This is a genomic window from Acidovorax sp. BL-A-41-H1 (assembly GCF_051942715.1).
The window spans coordinates 158,568-176,228 of record NZ_JBPVJQ010000003.1; the positions used below are offsets into that span (position 1 = coordinate 158,568).

Here is a 17,661-nt window from a genome sequence, read left to right on the forward strand (position 1 = left end):
TGAACGAGCGCCGCCTCGCCTTCCCTGCAGCTCGCGTCTTCTCCTTAGAGATTTCGCCGCACCATGCAAAAAGCCCCGGATCGGGGCTTTCTGTCTGCTGGATGACGTCACCCACGGTGCTCAACATGCGCTGTATGGGTTCAGCGCAGGGTGCTATGTGACAACGGCTCAGTAGCTGTTGCCGCCACCGCCATAGCCGCCACCACCGCCACCGTTGCGGCCGCCACCGCCGCCGTTGCGCGAACCGGAACCGTAGGGACTGCGAAAGCCACCATCGCCGCGGCCACCACCACCGCCGCCGCCATAGCCGCCGCCACCATCGCTACGGCCACCACCGTAACCGCCGCCACCGCCTTCACGACCGCCGCCGCCTCCATAGCCGCCACCGCCGCCTCCGTAACCACCGCCACCGCCGCTGCGGCCGCCACCACCACCGCCGTAGCCTCCGCCAAAGCCGCCGCTACGCGGGGGGCGAGGTTCCATCGGACGGGCTTCGTTCACCACAATGCTGCGGCCGCCCAGAGGCTGACCGTTCATGCCGTGGATAGCAGCCTGAGCGTCGGCGTCGCTACCCATCTCCACAAAGCCAAAGCCTTTGGAGCGGCCTGTATCGCGCTCCATCATCACCTTGGCACTGGTCACTGCGCCAAACTGGCCAAAAGCCTGCTCCAGATCGCTGTCGCGCACCGAGTACGGCAGATTGCCGACATACAGTTTGTTGCCCATCGAGGGACTCCTCAAAAACACATGGATAAAGCGATGGAGTCCCGAAAACGCAGCCAGCTAATCTCAATGACGCTCTCAGCGCGAAACTGACGGATCACCGCAAACTTTTTAGCGGAGGAAACCCCGCAAGATCATTATGCGCCACACTTTTGCGCAAAAAGCAAGCGCTGATACACGCTGTGGCAGAGATACCGCGCGGGCATGAAAAAAGGAGCCCGAAGGCTCCTTGTTTGTCGCTACCAGACCGCAAGGTCTGGCTGCCGGACAGGGCTTAGTAGCTGCTACGGCCACCGCCGTAACCACCACCACCGCCGCCGCCGCTACGGCCACCGCCGTAACCGCCGCCGCCACCACCGCCGTAACCGCCGCCACCACCACCGCCGCCGCCGAAGCCGCCGCTACGGGGAGCACGTGGCTCCATGGGGCGAGCTTCGTTGACCACGAGGTCACGACCGCCGAAGTTTTGACCATGCACGCCCTGGATGGCGGCTTGGGCTTCAGCATCGCTGCCCATTTCGACAAAGCCGAAACCCTTGGAGCGGCCGGTGTCACGTTCCATCATGACCTTGGCGCTGCCAACCGAGCCGTACTGGCTGAAGGTCTGCTGCAGGTCTTCGTCGCGGAAAGAGTAGGGCAGGTTGCCCACGTAAAGTTTGTTGCCCATGAAGGACTCCTAGAAAAACATGAAAACGCGATGGAGCCCGACGCAATCAACAAACCTGTGACGACTTCAAAGACGCGAAACTGACCATTCACCGCTAAGCTAACTGCTCATCTGCAAGCAGAAAAGCGAAGCCATTATCAATCACTTTGTGCGGGGTGTGGGGTTTTATTTCTGAGGGTGTTCCCGATGCAGCGCGAATCCCATAGCCGTCGACGGGTTAAAATCACCGCGTCTTTGGGGAGTAGCCCGCCCGGCGCGCAACGCGTCGGGGCATGCGTCAACACACTTGGGTCCATACGTGGCCTATGGCGCATGCGGCTTTCAGGTTGGGCGAGACCATTGACTGCATGCCGATCCACATGGCCGGAGTCGGGGTGCAGTCAATGCGTTTTCAATTCGTCCGGCCGTACAAGGACATCACCCCATGGAAGCCTTTTTCATTTCTACCGCCATCGTCGCGCTTGCCGAGATGGGCGACAAGACGCAGCTGCTGGCCCTGGTACTCGCCGCGCGCTTCCGAAAACCCTGGCCCATCGTGCTGGGCATCCTGGTGGCCACGCTGGTCAACCACGGTCTGGCCGGTGCTGTGGGCGCGTGGGTGACCACATTCATCGGCCCGCAGGTGCTGCGCTGGATCCTGGGCGGCTCGTTCATCGCCATGGCGATCTGGATGCTGATTCCCGACAAGCTCGACGAGGGCGAGGCGGACGGCAACCCGCGCTGGGGCGTGTTCGGCACCACCGTGGTGGCCTTCTTCCTGGCAGAGATGGGCGACAAGACGCAGATTGCCACCGTGATGCTGGCCGCGCAGTACAACGCCTATCTGTGGGTGGTGGCCGGCACCACGCTGGGCATGATGCTGGCCAACGCCCCGGTGGTGTGGCTGGGCGAGCGCATCACGCGCCGCGTGCCGATCCGTGCGGTGCATGTGGTATCGGCCGTCATCTTCCTGGTGCTGGGTTTGCTGGCCATCTTTGCACCGGCAGGCTGAACGCGCACAGACAGCGGCGGTGGGCGCTTTTGGTATATTTGCCCCACGCGCCGATTTGCCACAGCTTGCGGGCGCGATATAAATCCTGCTAAAGACCCGTCCGACACCCAAGCCCGGCCTCGTTTTTAGCGACGCCGGGTTTTTTTTGCCATCGGGCCGCCCCCAGGCAGAACATTGCATCCTCAATCAGAGGCCGCAACCCGAGCAGGCCGTGGCGCATGGGGGCCTAAACACCGTTGCTTATGTCGTTCATTGCCACGCCCCAGACCATGCATTTCCCGGAGGTGCTGCCGCTGCAAAGCGGTGCGTCCATCCGCGACTACCACCTGGCGTACGAGACCTACGGCACGCTCAATGCCGACCGCTCCAATGCTGTACTGGTATGCCACGCGCTCAACGCATCGCACCACGTGGCGGGCGTGTACGCGGGCCAGCCCAAGAGCGAAGGCTGGTGGGACAACATGATCGGCCCCGGCAAGCCGGTGGACACCGAGCGCTTCTTCGTGATCGGCGTGAACAACCTGGGCTCGTGCTTTGGCTCGACCGGGCCGATGCATACCCACCCCGACACGGGCGAGGTGTATGGCGCCGACTTCCCGGTGGTCACGGTGGAAGACTGGGTGAACGCCCAGGCCCGGCTGCTCGACCGCCTGGGCGTACGCCAGCTGGCCGCCGTGCTGGGAGGCAGTCTGGGCGGCATGCAGGCCCTCAGCTGGACGCTGCAGTACCCCGACCGCATGCGCCACGCCGTAGTGGTGGCCAGTGCGCCCAACCTCACGGCCGAGAACATCGCGTTCAACGAAGTGGCCCGCCGCGCCATCGTGACCGACCCCGACTTCAACGGCGGGCATTTCTACCGCCACGGCGTGATCCCCAAGCGCGGGCTGCGCATCGCACGGATGATCGGGCACATCACGTACCTCAGCGACGACGTGATGAACGAGAAGTTTGGCCGCACGCTGCGCGCCCCGGCGCTGGCCGCTGCCCTGGCGCAGGGCGTGGCCGACCCGGCCGTTCTGGCGACATCTTCCGACTTGCGCGAATACCTGTACAGCACGCAGGACGTGGAGTTCCAGATCGAAAGCTACCTGCGTTACCAGGGCGACAAGTTCAGCGAGTATTTCGATGCCAATACCTACCTGCTCATCACCCGCGCGCTCGACTATTTCGACCCCGCACGCCACCACGGCGGCAACCTCACGCGGGCCCTGTCCAACGCCACCGCGCGCTTCCTGCTGGTGAGCTTCACCACCGACTGGCGCTTTTCGCCCAAACGCAGCCGCGAGATCGTCAAGGCCCTGCTCGACAACCGCCGCAGCGTGAGTTACGCCGAGATCGACGCCCCCCACGGCCACGATGCCTTTTTGCTCGACGACGCCCGCTATATGGGCCTCATGCGCTCTTACTTCAATAGCATTGCCAAGGAGCTGCAGCCATGACCGAAACCGCTGCGATGCAGGCGCTGGCGCGCCTGGTGCCCACCGGTTCGCGCGTGCTCGACCTGGGCTGCGGCAATGGTGCCATGCTGGACTACCTGCAGCGCGAGCGCGGCTGCACGGGCTACGGCGTGGAGATTGCCGATGCCAACGTGCTGGCCTGCGTACAGCGCGGCGTACAGGTGCTTCAGCTCAACCTGGACGAGGGGCTGGCCATGTTCGACGACAACTCGTTCGACGTGGTGCTGCAGATCGACACGCTGCAGCACCTGCGCAATGCCGAGACCATGCTGCGCGAGACCGCCCGCGTGGGCCGCACGGGCATCGTCGCCTTTCCCAACTTCGCGCACTGGCCCAACCGGCTGTCGGTGCTGCGCGGGCGCATGCCCGTTACGCGGCGGCTCCCCTACCAGTGGTACGACACGCCCAACATCCGCGTCGGCACGTACAAGGATTTCGAAGTGCTGGCCACCAAGAACAACCTGCGCATCCTGGATTCCTTCGGCCTGCAGGAGGGGCGCGAGGTGCGCTGGCTGCCAAACGCGCGGGCGGGCACAGCCGTGTTCCACTTCGAACACGCGTAGCGCATTGGCGCGGGCCGCCTTCGCGACACGGCACTGTCAAGCACATCCACTAAGGTGTGCAGACCGTTCGAAGGAGATCCTCATGATCCGTACATCCCTGCGCGCCGTGACTGCTGCCGCGCTGATTGCCACCTGGGCACTGAGCGCCGCCGCACAGACCTGGCCGCCCACCCCCACCGTCATTGCCCACCGCGGCGCATCGGCCCTCAGGCCCGAGCACACGCTGGCGGCCTACCAGCAGGCGATTGACGATGGCGCCGACATCATCGAGCCCGACCTGGTAATCACCAAGGATGGTGTGCTGGTGGCGCGGCACGAAAACGCCATTGCCATCGTCGGCGCTGATGGCTCCATCAAGGAAGCCACTACCGACGTGGCCGACCGCCCGGAGTTCGCGGCGCGCAAAACCACCAGGATGATCGACGGCCAGGCCATCACCGGCTGGTTCACCGAGGACTTCACGCTGGCCGAACTGAAAACGCTGCGCGCCCGCGAGCGCATTCCCGCGCAGCGCCCGGCCAACGTGGCTTTCAACGGGCGGTTCGAAGTGCCTACGCTGCAGGAAGTGATCGACCTGGCGAAGGCAGCCAGTGCCAAGACCGGCCAGGTGATCGGCATCTACCCCGAGACCAAGCACCCGACCTACTTCCAGTCCATCGGCCTGCCGCTGGAAGCACCGCTGCTGGCCGTGCTGGAGAAAAACGGCTGGAACCACAAGGACGCACCGGTGTTCGTGCAGTCGTTTGAGGTTTCCAACCTGCAGGCCATCCGCCAGAAAAGCAGCGTGCGCCTGGTGCAGCTGGTGGCCGCATCCGGGCGGCCGTACGATTTTGTGGCGCAGGGCGCGGCCAATGCGCGCAGCTACGCCGACCTCATCACGCCCGAAGGCCTCAAGCAGGTGGCAACCTATGCCAACGCCATCGGCCCGTTCAAGACGCTGGTCGTGCCGGTGAAAGACGGCGTCCCCGGCGAACCCACGGCGCTGGTGGCGCGTGCCCGCGCCGAAGGGCTGGCGGTACACATCTGGACGCTGCGGCCCGAAAACGCATTTCTGCCTGCAGGCCTGAAGAAGGCTCCGGTGACGGACGGCACCCTGCGCGGCGACAGCGTGGCCGAGATCACGGCCTACCTGCGCGCGGGCATTGACGGATTCTTCACCGACGACCCGGCCGTGGGGCGCGCGGCGGTGCAGGCGTTTCGGGGCGCGGCGGCCAGATAAGTGCGGTGCCAGCGCGTGCGCATCACGGTACGCATCGCTAGGGCCAGGATGTCAAAATATCAAAAACAATAGCAACACTGGCATATGGAAAGAGCGCTAGAGGCCGATATCATGCAGAACGGGCTCTCGATGGCATTGCGCACTGCCAGACGGCCCGCAGCGCCCGGCAGTCGCCAAACCGGGCAATGCCCTGATTCGTTTCCCTGACCCGCAATCGCCATGCCCCAGTTCGCCGCCAACCTGAGCCTGATGTACACCGAGGTGCCCTTCCTCGACCGCTTTGCCGCTGCCGCGCGCGACGGATTCAGGGCGGTGGAGTTCCTGTTCCCGTATGCGTACGATCCGGCCCAGCTGGCCGCACGGCTCAGCGCCCACGGCCTCCAACTGGTGCTGTTCAACGCACCGCCTGGCGGGTCCGACCTGCCCGGCATGGCTGCCGCGTGGGACCAGCAGGCCCGCGGTACGGCGGCGCTGCACGGGCACGAAGACGCGTTCCGCGCGGGTGTGCAGACCGCCCTGCGCTATGCCCAGGCGCTGGACTGCCCGCGCATCCATGTGATGTCGGGCATCGTGCCGCAGGGCGTCGAGCGCGAGTCGCTCAAGGACGTGGCCGTGAACAACCTGCGCTGGGCCGCAGCCGAGGCGGCACGCGTGGGGCGTGACATCCTGATCGAGCCCATCAACCTGCGCGACATGCCGCGCTATTTCCTGAACCGGCAGGACCACGCGCATGAATTGCTCGATGCCGTGCAGGCACCGAACCTCAAGGTGCAGATGGACCTGTACCACTGCCAGATCGTCGAGGGCGACGTGGCCACCAAGCTGCGCCGCTACCTGCCCACCGGGCGCGTGGCGCATATCCAGATTGCAGGCGTGCCCGGCCGGCACGAGCCTGACCAGGGGGAGCTGAACTACCCCTATCTTTTCGATACGCTGGATGAGCTGGGCTACACCGGCTGGGTGGGGTGTGAGTACCGGCCTGCTGCGGGTACGTCGCAGGGCCTGGGCTGGCGCGACCGCGCGCTGGCGACGCGGCCTGCGCGTTGAGGCAGCGCTGACCAGATCCTGCGCGCGGCAGCAAGCCATCTCCTGCAAGCCCGGATCGGGCTGACACGCCCACAAACCTTGCGTTGACCACATGGCGCTGACGGGCCAACCTGAAATAATGGGTTACCGCCCTCGCGCACCCGCATTCGCACCCACCCCCCATGGCCTTTGCCGCCCACGTCCCCACCATGCTGGTCATGGTCATTGCCAGCTTCGTGATGATGGCGGTGGCCATGGCCGTGGTGGCGTGGGGCCGGCGGCATGACGGGTTGCTGCACTGGTCGGTGGCGCTGCTGGTCAATGCCGTGGGGCACACCCTTCTGCTGCTGCGCGGGCAGATTCCCGACGTGATCTCGATCGTGGGCGCCAACGGCATGCTCTCGGGGTCGCTCGCCCTGCTGCTGGCCGCCATCTTCCAGTTCCAGGGGCGCTCGGCGCGCTGGATGCTTTTGTTGCTACCGCCCGTGCTGGTGGTGTGCCTGATCGCCCTGCTGGCCGACGACTTCACCGAGCGCGTGGCACTGGTGGGTACGGTGCTCGGGCTGCAGTCGCTGTGGGCGGCTGGAGCCATCGTGCGCTACCGGCGCGCCACCGTCGGGCGCGGCCAGTGGCTGGTGGTGGCGGGGTTGGCGGCCGAGGCTGCCGTGCTGCTCAGCCGCGCCTTGGGCGCCATGCTCGACCTGGAGGCTGCCAACAGCATCCTGGACAGCAGCTCTGTGCAGACCTTGACCTTCCTGACCACGTTCAGTGTAGTGCTGGTCAGCTCGCTGGGCTTCATCTTCATGCTGCGCGAGCGCGCTGACGAGAACAACCGCGTGATGGCCGCGCGCGACCCGCTCACGGGCGTGGCCAACCGCCGCTCGCTGGTGGCCTCGCTGGACCGCGACGTGGCCCGCGCGCTGCGCACGCACGAATCCATTGCCGTGATGATGGTGGACATCGACCACTTCAAGCACGTGAACGACATCTACGGCCACCCCGTGGGCGACCAGGTGCTGTGCAGCGTGGTCAACGTGCTGCGCGAACGCGTGCGCGCGCAAGACCTGGTGGGCCGCTATGGCGGCGAAGAGTTCATGGTGGTACTGCCTGACACCGGGCTGGCCGGTGCCGAGCAACTGGCCCGCGCGCTGTGCCGCGCGGTGGCAGATTCGCGCTGCCATGTGTCTGCAGCCGACGTGCCCGGTAGCCCGCCGGGCGGGGTGGATATCGAGGTCACCGTGAGCATTGGCGTGTACGGCGGGCAGCTGGAGCAGGGCGACAGCTGGGACCTGCTGATCGCCGCGGCCGACCGCGCCCTCTACCAGGCCAAGGAGAATGGCCGCAACCGCGTGGAAGTGGCCACCAGCCTGCGCAGCCCCGGCGGGTCCGCGGTGCCCAGGCGCGGCGCCGAGACCTTGCCTGCGCCGCTGCGGTAGGGCAACGCTGAACGCGCCTGGCGCGCGCAGCTGCAGGCCCGACCGCGGCAGCCCAGGGCCCTCGGCAACCCGGCTGAAAAGGCCACAACTGCGGCCCCCGCGATGGTGTTGTCCCACCCTGCCGAAGAGCGTCCCGCCCGCGATGGCGCACGGCCGTGCGTTGTGTTGGAATGGCGGTTTGCCCCACGCAACACCGTCTTTGAGGAGAGTGCCATGAACGCCCGCGTCCCCCCCCAGATCCTGCAACCCGCCCTGGCACTCGAACGGGTCAGCCAGCAGTGGGACAGTGACATCGTCAAGCAGCTGACCGACTACGTGGCCATCCCCGCCAAGTCGCCCATGTTTGCCCCCAACTGGGCCGAGCTGGGCCTGCTCGACACCGTGGTGCGCAATGCGGCTGCGTGGATCGAGGCACAGAAGGTCGAGGGCCTGAAGCTGGAGGTGGTGCGCCTGGACGGCCGCACCCCGGTGCTGTTCTTCGAAATCGCCTCCACGCAGCCGGCCGTGACCGACACCGTGCTGATGTACGGCCACCTGGACAAGCAGCCCGAGTTCAGCGGCTGGCGCAACGACCTGGGCCCCTGGACGCCCAAGTACGAAGACGGCAAGCTCTATGGCCGGGGCGGCGCCGACGACGGCTACGCGGCCTACGCCAGCATTGCCGCCGTGCAGGAATTGAAGCGCCAGAACGTGCCCCACCCGCGCATCGTGGGCCTGATCGAAACCTGCGAGGAAAGCGGCTCGCGCGACCTGATGCCCTACATCGACGCCCTGCGCCCCCGCATGGGCAATGTGGCGCTGGTGGTGTGCCTGGACTCGGGCGCCGGCAACTACGACCAGCTGTGGCTCACCACCAGCCTGCGCGGCATGGCCAGCGGCACGCTCAAGGTCGAGATACTGACCGAAGGCATCCACTCGGGCGACGCCTCGGGCCTGGTGCCCTCGTCGTTCCGCATCATGCGGCAGGTACTCGACCGCCTGGAAGACAGCGCCACCGGCCGCCTGCTGCCCGCCAGCTTCCACTGCGAGGTACCCGCCGACCGCCTGGCCCAGGCGCAGGCCACCGCCGCCATCCTGGGCGAAGAGGTGTACCGCCGCTTTCCGTGGGCGCACTACGACTGCGGTGGCTCGACCACCTTTGCGTTGCCCACCACCACCGATCCGGTGCAGGCACTGCTCAAGCGCACCTGGGAACCCACGCTGAGCGTGACGGGCGCTGAAGGCTTCCCGGCGCTGCAGGATGCGGGCAACGTACTGCGCCCCTACACGGCCTTCAAGCTGAGCCTGCGCCTGCCCCCGCTGGTGGATGCGGGCCAGGCCGTGCAGGAGCTCAAGGCGCTGCTGGAAGACAACGCGCCCTACCAGGCCAAGGTCACCTTCCAGGGCGGCGGCGGCGCCACGGGCTGGAACGCCCCCGCCACCACGCCGTGGTTTGAAAAGGCCCTGAACGAAGCCTCGCAGGCCCACTTTGGCGCGCCCTGCGGCTACATCGGCCAGGGCGGCACCATCCCACTGATGAACATGCTGAGCGAGGGCTTCCCCACCGCGCAGATGATGGTCTGCGGCGTGCTGGGCCCCAAGAGCAACGCGCACGGCCCCAACGAGTTTTTGCATGTGCCGTATGCCAAGCGCCTGACGGCCTCGGTGGCGCATGTGATGGCCGCGATGGCGCAGCAGGGCGCGGCTGCAGCGACCGCCTGAGCCCGCGGGGGCGTGGGCAGCCTGAAGCGCAAGCCTGGGTCTGCGCGGGCAGGCGGGCGTCGCAAGTGCTGTCCGACGATGCTCCTGCCGCCTGCGACCCAAGGTCGCGCGTCACCGTGCGCGCCGCCGCCCACTTCACGAGTCTGCGCACGGGCAGGCCTGCAAGTGCCCGACGCGCCTCCCCGACACCCTCCTTCGCACCCGTGCGCATTCTCTTCTTCGCACCCGGCCCGGTGCCGCGTATGCTGGCGCGCACGCTGCCGACACCCCTGACACCCTGCACACCATGACCCTGGAAGAACTCGCCCCCTCCACCCTGACCTCCTTCACTGCCAGCGACGGCGAGAACCTGGCCGTGCAGGACTGGCCCTTGCCTGCAGGCGAGCCGCAGCGCGGCACCGTGCTGCTGGTGCATGGGTTGGGTGAGCATGTGGGCCGGTATGACGCCGTCGCGCGCCTTCTGAACCGCTGGGGCTTTGCCGTGCGCGGGTACGACCAGTACGGCCACGGCGACTCGGCCGGGCCGCGCGGCGGGCTCACTTCGGACATGCGCCTGCTGGACGACCTGGGTGACATGGTGGACGCCACCCGCGCACGCACGCCTGCCGGCCTGCCGGTGGTGCTGCTGGGGCACAGCATGGGCGGGCTGGTGGCGTCGCGCTTCGTGTCGCTGCACCTGCGGCCGGTGGATGCGCTGGTGCTGTCATCGCCCGCGCTGGATGCGGGCCTGTCGGCCGTGCAAAAGCTGCTGCTGGCCACCCTGCCGCGCATTGCACCCAACCTGCGCGTGGGCAACGGGCTGGATGCACAGTACCTGTCGCACAACCCCGCCGTGCCCGCGGCCTACCTGGCTGATGCGCGCTGCCATGACCGCATCAGCGCCCGGCTGGCGCGATTCATTGGCGAAGGCGGCCCGGCCACGGTGGCGCGCGCGGCGCACTGGAGCGTGCCCACACTGCTGATGTGGGCGGGCAGCGACAAGCTGGTCAACCCCGCAGGCAGCCGCGCCTTTGCAGCCGCCGCGCCCAAGGCGGTCGTCCAGTCGCACTGCTTTGAGCCGCTGTACCACGAGCTTTTCAACGAAAGCCCCGAACTGGCCGAGCCCGTGTTCGACATGCTGCGCCAGTGGCTGGTGGCGCACTGCCCGCTGCGTGCGCAGGGGGTGGCAGGGCGCTGAGGCGACACTGAACCAGCCTGCGCCAAGCGCGAGGACGGGTTCAGTGGTGTCATCTGCACGCTGGCGGGCAGGCGACATGCCCGCCAGGGCCTGGGCGGGTCATTTCAAGGCAAAACCGGGCGGTAGTCCAGGTTTTAATTGCCCCGGTTGCTACTATTTTTGTAGCATTCCACCCAGCACGCCCATCAGGTCCTGGGCAGACCCAAAGCCCGCCTGCGGCGCCTTGCCGCCGGGGCTGAGCTGGTCGACCAGGCCGGGCAGCACCTGTGCCAGCGTACCAGCGGCGGCACCCGTGCCCATGCCCAGCTGGGATGCGATCTGCGACAGCGGGCCGCTGCCCAGCACCTGCGAAAGCTGCTCGCCCGAGATTGCCTGGTTGGCGCCGTTACCCAGCCACGATGCGATCACATCGCCCAGGCCCGCCTGCTGGAACCGCGCCACCAGCCCGGGCAGCCCGCCCACCGGGCCGTCATTGCTCAGCAGCGACATTACGGCCTGTACCAGTTGTGGGTTTTGCGCCGCCATGCCCAGCAGCGCCCCCAGCCCGCCACCCGCCGCACCTTGCGCACCCGCGGCGTGGGCGCCCTGCGACGCGTTGTTGATGACGGCACCCAAAACCGAATCGAGCAAACCCATGGTGATCTCCTGAATGGGGCAATTTGCCCATGAATGCGTGCTGGCAATGCAGCGGACAGGGCCGCGCTACCGCACCCCGAAGGGCGCGCGGGCGCAGCGCAGCGCCAAAAGGCGCATGGTACGCACGCACGCGGCACGGCCCTGTCAACAATGGTGAAACGCGCGCCTCGCGCTGCATGGAGCCGGAGACCGCAGGCCGCGTCGGCTACTGCCCCTGCGCCGTCACCGATGCGTCGGTATGGATCAGCGACACCGGAAACCGCTGGCCCGCCAGGTAGTCTTCCAGGCACTGCAGCAGCAGCGGGCTGCGGTGGCGCTCGGGGCAGGCGCGGATCTCGTCGGGCGTCAGCCACAGGGTGCGCACGATGCCCGCATCCAGGCTGCGCCAGTCGTGGTGCGTGCCCAGCGTGCCCGCAAACGCAAAGCGCATGTAGGTCAGGTCGTCGCCCGTGCGCGTCTTGGTGAAGCGGTTCAGGTACACGCCGATCAGCGCCGTGGGCACGAAGTCGTGCGCGGTTTCCTCCAGCACCTCGCGGGCGCAAGCCGACACGGGGGATTCGCCGGGGTCCAGGTGGCCTGCGGGGTTGTTGAGCTTGAGGCCGTCGGTGGTCTCTTCTTCCACCAGCAAAAAACGGCCATCGCGCTCGATGAGCGCGGCCACGGTGACATTGGGTTTCCAGCGGTGGGGCATGGCGGGCATTATGACGATGGGAGATGACACGCGTCTTCCATCGCCAGCCCCTGTGCGACTGCTACTGCCACTCAGGTCCGGCAGCGGCCTCAGTGCCCCGCACCCAGGCTGCGCACCATGTACACCGCCCCCTCACCGTAGCTGGCGAGCCGTGCCTGCTGCCCGGCATCGGCCAGTGGCTGCACTGCGTAGCCGTGGCGCGCCCAGTACGCCTCGGAGCCCTGCACCGACACCAGCGCCGTGTGCGCCAGGCCTTGCGCGGCGGCCTGCGCCCACAGGGGCTGGAGCAGCGCACGCGCCAGCCCCTGGCCGCCCAGCGCGGGCAGCACGGCCATGTCGTGCAGGTACAGGGTGTCGGTATGCGCCATCGCTTCAAAGTCGCCGTGCAGCGGGGTGACCTTGCCCTGCACCGACCGGTAGGCCGCCAGGTACGCGCACACGGCGCCCGCGTGTTCCAGCACCAGCGAGCAATTGGCCGGGCTGGCCAGGCGGCGGGCAAATACCTCGGCGCTTTCGACAAAGCCGTCGCCGTAGCAGGCGCGCTGCACGGCCAGCAGGCCGGGCAGGTCGGCGGCGGTGAGTGCGCGTGGAACCCAGGCTTGCCCGCTCACTTGGCTGGCGTCTGCACAAAGTCTTCCAGCGACAGCCCCTTTTCCTTCAGGATGGCCTCCAGCACGGGCTGCAGGCGGCCCAGGCTCTCCTGCACGGCCTCGCGCACGGTATCGACCATGACCTGCGTGCTGCGCTCGATCTCGATGTTCAGCGGCGCGCCCACCTGCTTGCCTTCAAACACCGTGGCGCGGCGCGTCTCGGGGATCATCCAGATCTCGAACCAGCCCTCGGCCCGGTTCACCTCGGCCACCGTCAGACTCGCGCCGTGAATGGCGATGTAGCCCTTGGCAAACACATAGCGCCGAAACGCCTCGGGCACGGCCACGCGCCATACCAGGTTGTTGTCAAACTCGCGCCGCTCGATCAGCGTGCCGGTGAAATCCACATGCCCCGACAGCGGATGGCCCCCGATCTCGGCGCCGTCCTTGGCCGCGCGCTCCACGTTCACGCGGTCGCCCTGCGCATACGTGCCCAGCGTGGTGATGTTCAGGCTCTGCAGCATCACGTCAAAGTTGGCCTGCGTGGGCGAAAGGATTTCGGTGACCGTGAGGCACACGCCATCGGTGGCCACGCTGGCGCCAATGGCCAGGTCCTGGCAAAAGCCTTCGGGAAAATCGAGCGTGAACGTGCGCAGCCCTGCGCGGTCGTGGATGGCGGCAATGCCTGCCGTGGCTTGGACGATGCCTGTGAACATGGTGGCGCGGCTTCCGGGTGCGTTGGGAGGGGAGCTGGGAATTTTGCCACCCGCAGCGTTCCAAGGTGTCCCAAGGGTTGGAGCTGCCACACACCGGTCTTCCGGGGCATCACATCCGTCTACAGCGCTCAAAACTGGCGCGAACCAGGCCAGGGCAGCCGAGCAAGGGCCGCCATGCAGTCCGGGTGGCGCTTCGCTTGCGTGCTCTTGCTGCGTCCCCCTACCCGCGCGCAGCGCGAGAGCGGGGGCTGAGGGCCGCGGCTCCAAGCCTGCATGTGCAGGCTTGGACGGCCTGAAGAGCTGCCGCCTCTGGCGGCCAGCACCGAGACGCGCAGCGTCTCAGGGGGGTGAACCCTACTTCCCGCGCAGCAGCTCGCCCACCTCCAGCAGCACCAGTTCGTTGTCGTCCGCCTTGTTGGGGTCGCGGCTGCTGCTGAAGGGCAGGTTGTTGTCGTTGCCCACCACGATGTGCGTGCTGTCCACCACGTCGACGTTCTCGATGGTGAAGAAGGGGAAGGTGAGCACGCCATTGTTCAGCGGCTTCTTCGCCAGGCGCTGTGGGTCCTGGATGTTCATCAGGTCGATGTAGCCCACCTTGCGGATTTCGCCGCCCACGTTGGCGTCGCTCAGCTCGACCTTGTAGACGCGCTTGAATCTGGCCAGGTCGTGGAAGCAATCCGTGCGCTTTTGGCCCTCGGGGCAGGCCTTGTCGGCCGTGCCTTCGCCGTTGTCGCGCTCGATGATGAGGCCCATGGCGCTTGTGCCATCTCCCGAGATTCTGCTGTCGATCATGTTGAAGTCGCCAATGGCATGGTGGTTGGCCTCCAGCACGTACTTCCAGTGGCGGCCGGTCCACTGCTCGGTCTTCACGTCGAACTCCAGCACGCGCAGGACCTGCTTGCCGCCCACGTTCTCATACGCCTTGGCGGCGTCGTTCCACAGCGCGCCTTCCAGCAGGGCGTAGAGCTTGCTGCCATCCTTGCTGGCGGCCATGCCCTCGTAGCCCTTGGAGCGCTTCACTTCAAAGGCCGTGGGCTTGGCGTCGGGCGCGCCGGGCAGCAGCATGCCCGGGGCGTCGGGCGAGCGCACGACCTTGCCGTCCACCTGCGTCTCGAGCACGCCCAGCACCTTGCCGCTCAGGTCGGCCTTGATCAGGTAGGGGCCGAACTCCTCGCCGATCCACAGCGCGCCACCGGCGAACTGGAAGCTCTCGGGGTCAAAGTCGGCCCCGGTCAGGTAGCGCTTGTCGGTGCCTTCGTGGGTGATGCGAAACGGCACTTTCTTGTCGGGGTCGTGCAGGAAGACGGTGGCCAGGCGGTTGAACTGGCCGGTTTTGAAGTCGACCGTGTAGTGGTTCAGGTGCAGCATGAAGTCTGGCGAATTGGCCTTGGAGCCCGCACCGTTGTCCGTCAGGATCCAGAACGAGCCATCGGCCATGCGCTTGATGCCCGAATGGCCCTGGATGGGCTGGCCCTGGAACGGCAGCGACACGCCTGTGTTGCGCCCGCCCGATTGGCCCATCACGCTGCCTACGGCCTCCACACGGCGCGGGGTGGTGAATTTGCCGCTCACCTGCAGGTCCCGCGGCGCATCGGCCGGTGCGGCCACAAAGGTCTGGGCCGGCAGCACCGCGTGCCCGGCCAGCGTGGCTGGGTAGGCCTGCTGGGCCCAGGCGGCCACGGGGGCTGCGCAGGCCAGTATGGCGGCAGTGCAGAGTTGCGAGAGCGGGAGACGAGAGCAAGCGGAAGCGGCCATGTTGTTACAGACAGGAACAAAGAAGCCACCACAATGCCGCGCTGCTGTGGCGCAGGCATGACCGCCCGGTGACGTTTGCATGACATGGGGCCACGCTTTGGCAAGGGCCGCCATATCAATATTGATAGCAATATCGCCAATAATTTCAAGCGCTGGACGGCAATTTGACTCAATTTCTTTGCCCAGCCTCGCTGGCGAGGCCGTTCGCACTTATGCACGGGCCCGCCCGCCGAGTTCCTTTGAATTGTTCCCAATACCGGAATAGTTAATTCGCGACCAAGTAGTTTTTTAGTGAACACCATCGGCGTACAGTTCAACCCATCGATGAGCCGAACCCGCAAGGCGACTCACCGAACCCGGAGACACAGCGCAACCCGCGCACCGGTTTCCGGCTTTTTTGAGACGCAACTTTTTAAGGAATCCATCATGAACAAGACCGCTCGTATCCTCTCCGTCGCTGCTGTGGCTGCTTTCACCGCTTTCGGTGCACACGCCGATGAAGCCGACGCATCGCAATTTGCCACCCAGTTCGAAACCAACCGCACACGCGCTGAAGTGCAGTCCGAAGCCGCTACCGTGGCCCAGACCCGCAGCCAGGAGCCAGCAGGTTCGCGCGTGGTGACGTACCAGTCGAACGCTGACCGCTCTGCAGTGCGCGCCCAGGCTGCCGAAGCCGTGCGCACCGGCCAGATCCCTTCTGGCGAACTCGGCTCGCGCATGTAATTTGACGGGCGAAACCATCGCCCACCGTTTGCGGGACCTGCCCATGGGGGTTGTCCAGGTGGCCGGCCACAGGGGCCGCGTTCATGGGCAGGGTTTTCTCGCAACGGCAGGCATGCCGCGCCAAAGCAAAGGCTCCTTCGGGAGCCTTTTGTGTTTTTGCGGGGCACTCGTGAGAATGGCTGATCGACGGGCAGATGCAAAGCTGCCACGCCCCACGCGTTTGGCCCCTGGTCAGTCGGGCCTGATCCGCACCTCGGTCCCCACACACACCGCGTCGAACAACTCCACCACATCCGCATTGCGCATCCGCACGCAGCCATGCGAGAGAGGCACGCCCATGGCGCAATCGTCCGGGCAGCCGTGGATGTAGATGTAGCGGCGCAGCGTATCGACCACGCCGCCGCGGTTGAAGCCTGGCTCGCAGCCGGTGAGCCACAGGATGCGCGTCAGGATCCAGTCGCGGCCGGGGTGTGCTGCAGCCAGCTCGGGGGAATACACCTCGCCCGTGGTGCGGCGACCCACGAACACCGTGCCGGGCTCGCAGCCTGTGCCCACCTTGGCGCGCACGCGGTGCAGGCCGCGCGGGGTGCAACCGCTGCCGTGGGTTTCGCCGGGGCCGTTGAGGGCGGTGGAAACCGGGTAGCAGGCCAGCAGTGCGTGGCCCTCACCGTGGCCGTACAGGCGCAGTTCCTGCCGGGTGATGTCGATGTGGATGACAGCCATGCAGGGCAACCCGGGCGCTACAGCGGTGCGGCGTGCGCGCGCTCTCGCCTTCAGTAGCCTCGCAGCCGGTTGTAGGCCGTCACCTGGGCGGCCGACAGCACGTCCATCATGCGCAGGTGGTAGCGCAAATGGGTTTCGCGCAGCGCACCCTGCGCCTGGGCGGCACGTGCCACGGCGGCGGTCAGCGTGTCGGGCTGTACGCGCTTGTCCTTGAACAGGCTATCGAGCGCGGTTTCGGCCGCGATCACCGATTCGCCGGCGGCCTTGGCCTCCTGCTGCATCTGGGCAAACAGCGCCTGCGTGCGCGATGTCTGGTCGGGGGTGAGCTTCAGCTGGTCGGCCAGCTGCAGCGTATGCAGGGGGCCGGGGTAGCCGTTGAGCTCGGCCGGCAGCGCCATCGACATGCCCTTGCCTTCGCGCAGATCAGCCACTTGCTGGTCAGACAGCGCCTTGATGGCGCGCTGCTGCATGCCCGCATAGTGGCTGTGCGAGCCGGACTGCCCTTGCTGTCCTTGTTGCCCGTGCTGCCCGTGCTGCCCGTGGGCATGCTGGGCGCGAGCGGGGGTAGCTGCCGCCACGGCAAAGGCCATGGCGCATGCTGCCGCGATGACGGGGAGGGGAAAAGTGATCTTTTTCATGAAACCTCGCAGGGCAAAAGGTGCGTAGCGGGCGATACGGTATCGCAGCAGCCGTCCTCCAAAAGTATAGGCAGCGGCACCCCGCTGAACCCGGCCCCGCGCCATGGCCTCTGGCCCGGCATGGAATGGGGGGAGCACCACACCCCGCCCCCCCCCCCGATGACGGCTTGAGAGGCCGGTTCGCGCGTGCTGCAGCCAGGGGCTCTTTCGCCGCGCAGCCCTTGCGTGC

General features: G+C 66.7%; 18 protein-coding genes and 1 riboswitch. Of the genes, 9 read left to right on the top strand and 9 right to left on the bottom strand.

Annotated features, from left to right (window positions below):
• Nucleotides 1-168: 168 nt before the first annotated feature.
• Together ACTPOI_RS01880 and ACTPOI_RS01885 are read right to left on the bottom strand one after the other, a co-directional pair.
• Nucleotides 169-726, bottom strand: a complete 558-nt coding sequence (locus ACTPOI_RS01880) for an RNA recognition motif domain-containing protein (RefSeq protein WP_440105847.1) — start codon at nucleotides 724-726, stop codon at nucleotides 169-171.
• Nucleotides 727-997: 271 nt separating this feature from the next.
• A complete protein-coding gene (locus tag ACTPOI_RS01885) occupies nucleotides 998-1,390 on the bottom strand; it encodes an RNA recognition motif domain-containing protein (RefSeq protein WP_440105849.1) in 393 nt (130 codons plus the stop codon).
• Between the two features lie 224 nt (nucleotides 1,391-1,614).
• A riboswitch (yybP-ykoY riboswitch) is annotated at nucleotides 1,615-1,798 on the top strand.
• Between the two features lie 16 nt (nucleotides 1,799-1,814).
• Between ACTPOI_RS01885 and ACTPOI_RS01890 the strand changes: the two genes are divergently transcribed.
• The 8 genes from ACTPOI_RS01890 to ACTPOI_RS01925 all read left to right on the top strand — a co-directional run bounded on the left by ACTPOI_RS01890 (nucleotide 1,815) and on the right by ACTPOI_RS01925 (nucleotide 10,960).
• Nucleotides 1,815-2,381 carry a TMEM165/GDT1 family protein gene (locus ACTPOI_RS01890; protein ID WP_440105851.1) on the top strand — a complete coding sequence of 189 codons (567 nt, stop codon included), beginning with the start codon at nucleotides 1,815-1,817 and terminating at the stop codon, nucleotides 2,379-2,381.
• A 242-nt stretch (nucleotides 2,382-2,623) separates the two neighbouring features.
• Nucleotides 2,624-3,820: a homoserine O-acetyltransferase MetX gene (gene metX, locus ACTPOI_RS01895; RefSeq protein WP_440105853.1), complete on the top strand. Its 1,197-nt coding sequence runs from the start codon at nucleotides 2,624-2,626 to the stop codon at nucleotides 3,818-3,820.
• Nucleotides 3,817-4,401, top strand: a complete 585-nt coding sequence (gene metW / locus ACTPOI_RS01900; protein ID WP_440105855.1) for a methionine biosynthesis protein MetW — start codon at nucleotides 3,817-3,819, stop codon at nucleotides 4,399-4,401. The genes metX and metW overlap by 4 nt, the downstream gene beginning before the upstream one ends.
• Nucleotides 4,402-4,483: 82 nt before the next feature.
• Complete coding sequence (locus tag ACTPOI_RS01905) at nucleotides 4,484-5,620, top strand: glycerophosphodiester phosphodiesterase (protein WP_440105857.1); 1,137 nt, start codon at nucleotides 4,484-4,486, stop codon at nucleotides 5,618-5,620.
• A 219-nt stretch (nucleotides 5,621-5,839) separates the two neighbouring features.
• A complete protein-coding gene (gene otnI / locus ACTPOI_RS01910) occupies nucleotides 5,840-6,667 on the top strand; it encodes a 2-oxo-tetronate isomerase (protein ID WP_440105859.1) in 828 nt (275 codons plus the stop codon).
• A gap of 161 nt (nucleotides 6,668-6,828) precedes the next feature.
• Nucleotides 6,829-8,082, top strand: coding sequence for a GGDEF domain-containing protein (locus ACTPOI_RS01915; protein ID WP_440105861.1), 1,254 nt, complete (start codon nucleotides 6,829-6,831; stop codon nucleotides 8,080-8,082).
• Nucleotides 8,083-8,295: 213 nt separating this feature from the next.
• Entirely contained in the window at nucleotides 8,296-9,783 is a 1,488-nt protein-coding gene (locus ACTPOI_RS01920) for a M20 family metallopeptidase (protein WP_440105863.1), read from the top strand.
• Between the two features lie 286 nt (nucleotides 9,784-10,069).
• Nucleotides 10,070-10,960, top strand: a complete 891-nt coding sequence (locus ACTPOI_RS01925; protein WP_440105865.1) for a lysophospholipase — start codon at nucleotides 10,070-10,072, stop codon at nucleotides 10,958-10,960.
• A 153-nt stretch (nucleotides 10,961-11,113) separates the two neighbouring features.
• Here the strand turns inward: ACTPOI_RS01925 and ACTPOI_RS01930 are convergent, their stop codons facing one another.
• The 5 genes from ACTPOI_RS01930 to ACTPOI_RS01950 form a co-directional block, all read right to left on the bottom strand.
• A complete protein-coding gene (locus ACTPOI_RS01930; protein WP_440105867.1) occupies nucleotides 11,114-11,596 on the bottom strand; it encodes a YidB family protein in 483 nt (160 codons plus the stop codon).
• A gap of 205 nt (nucleotides 11,597-11,801) precedes the next feature.
• Nucleotides 11,802-12,287, bottom strand: coding sequence for an NUDIX hydrolase (locus ACTPOI_RS01935; protein WP_440105869.1), 486 nt, complete (start codon nucleotides 12,285-12,287; stop codon nucleotides 11,802-11,804).
• Nucleotides 12,288-12,376: 89 nt separating this feature from the next.
• Nucleotides 12,377-12,898 (bottom strand): GNAT family N-acetyltransferase, encoded by a 522-nt coding sequence (locus ACTPOI_RS01940; protein ID WP_440105871.1) that lies wholly within the window; start codon nucleotides 12,896-12,898, stop codon nucleotides 12,377-12,379.
• Nucleotides 12,895-13,593, bottom strand: coding sequence for a riboflavin synthase subunit alpha (locus ACTPOI_RS01945; RefSeq protein ID WP_440105873.1), 699 nt, complete (start codon nucleotides 13,591-13,593; stop codon nucleotides 12,895-12,897). Before ACTPOI_RS01945 ends, ACTPOI_RS01940 begins: the two co-directional genes overlap by 4 nt.
• Before the next feature lie 354 nt (nucleotides 13,594-13,947).
• Entirely contained in the window at nucleotides 13,948-15,348 is a 1,401-nt protein-coding gene (locus tag ACTPOI_RS01950; protein ID WP_440105875.1) for an esterase-like activity of phytase family protein, read from the bottom strand.
• 426 nt (nucleotides 15,349-15,774) lie between these two features.
• Between ACTPOI_RS01950 and ACTPOI_RS01955 the strand changes: the two genes are divergently transcribed.
• A complete protein-coding gene (locus tag ACTPOI_RS01955; RefSeq protein WP_291517583.1) occupies nucleotides 15,775-16,071 on the top strand; it encodes a DUF4148 domain-containing protein in 297 nt (98 codons plus the stop codon).
• Nucleotides 16,072-16,302: 231 nt separating this feature from the next.
• Here ACTPOI_RS01955 and ACTPOI_RS01960 read toward each other — a convergent pair whose 3' ends face one another.
• Nucleotides 16,303-16,794: a L,D-transpeptidase family protein gene (locus ACTPOI_RS01960; protein ID WP_440105877.1), complete on the bottom strand. Its 492-nt coding sequence runs from the start codon at nucleotides 16,792-16,794 to the stop codon at nucleotides 16,303-16,305.
• A gap of 50 nt (nucleotides 16,795-16,844) precedes the next feature.
• Nucleotides 16,845-17,432, bottom strand: a complete 588-nt coding sequence (locus ACTPOI_RS01965) for a periplasmic heavy metal sensor (RefSeq protein WP_440105879.1) — start codon at nucleotides 17,430-17,432, stop codon at nucleotides 16,845-16,847.
• Nucleotides 17,433-17,661: the final 229 nt, after the last annotated feature.

Coding starts and splice junctions, on each gene's coding strand:
- ACTPOI_RS01925 (WP_440105865.1), top strand. CDS start 10,070: ATGACCCTGGAAGAACTCGCCCCCTCCACCCTGACCTCCTTCACTGCC.
- ACTPOI_RS01950 (WP_440105875.1), bottom strand. CDS start 15,348: ATGGCCGCTTCCGCTTGCTCTCGTCTCCCGCTCTCGCAACTCTGCACT.
- ACTPOI_RS01915 (WP_440105861.1), top strand. CDS start 6,829: ATGGCCTTTGCCGCCCACGTCCCCACCATGCTGGTCATGGTCATTGCC.
- metW (WP_440105855.1), top strand. CDS start 3,817: ATGACCGAAACCGCTGCGATGCAGGCGCTGGCGCGCCTGGTGCCCACC.
- ACTPOI_RS01890 (WP_440105851.1), top strand. CDS start 1,815: ATGGAAGCCTTTTTCATTTCTACCGCCATCGTCGCGCTTGCCGAGATG.
- ACTPOI_RS01960 (WP_440105877.1), bottom strand. CDS start 16,794: ATGGCTGTCATCCACATCGACATCACCCGGCAGGAACTGCGCCTGTAC.
- ACTPOI_RS01965 (WP_440105879.1), bottom strand. CDS start 17,432: ATGAAAAAGATCACTTTTCCCCTCCCCGTCATCGCGGCAGCATGCGCC.
- ACTPOI_RS01930 (WP_440105867.1), bottom strand. CDS start 11,596: ATGGGTTTGCTCGATTCGGTTTTGGGTGCCGTCATCAACAACGCGTCG.
- ACTPOI_RS01905 (WP_440105857.1), top strand. CDS start 4,484: ATGATCCGTACATCCCTGCGCGCCGTGACTGCTGCCGCGCTGATTGCC.
- ACTPOI_RS01885 (WP_440105849.1), bottom strand. CDS start 1,390: ATGGGCAACAAACTTTACGTGGGCAACCTGCCCTACTCTTTCCGCGAC.
- ACTPOI_RS01920 (WP_440105863.1), top strand. CDS start 8,296: ATGAACGCCCGCGTCCCCCCCCAGATCCTGCAACCCGCCCTGGCACTC.
- ACTPOI_RS01945 (WP_440105873.1), bottom strand. CDS start 13,593: ATGTTCACAGGCATCGTCCAAGCCACGGCAGGCATTGCCGCCATCCAC.
- ACTPOI_RS01880 (WP_440105847.1), bottom strand. CDS start 726: ATGGGCAACAAACTGTATGTCGGCAATCTGCCGTACTCGGTGCGCGAC.
- ACTPOI_RS01935 (WP_440105869.1), bottom strand. CDS start 12,287: ATGCCCCACCGCTGGAAACCCAATGTCACCGTGGCCGCGCTCATCGAG.
- otnI (WP_440105859.1), top strand. CDS start 5,840: ATGCCCCAGTTCGCCGCCAACCTGAGCCTGATGTACACCGAGGTGCCC.
- metX (WP_440105853.1), top strand. CDS start 2,624: ATGTCGTTCATTGCCACGCCCCAGACCATGCATTTCCCGGAGGTGCTG.
- ACTPOI_RS01955 (WP_291517583.1), top strand. CDS start 15,775: ATGAACAAGACCGCTCGTATCCTCTCCGTCGCTGCTGTGGCTGCTTTC.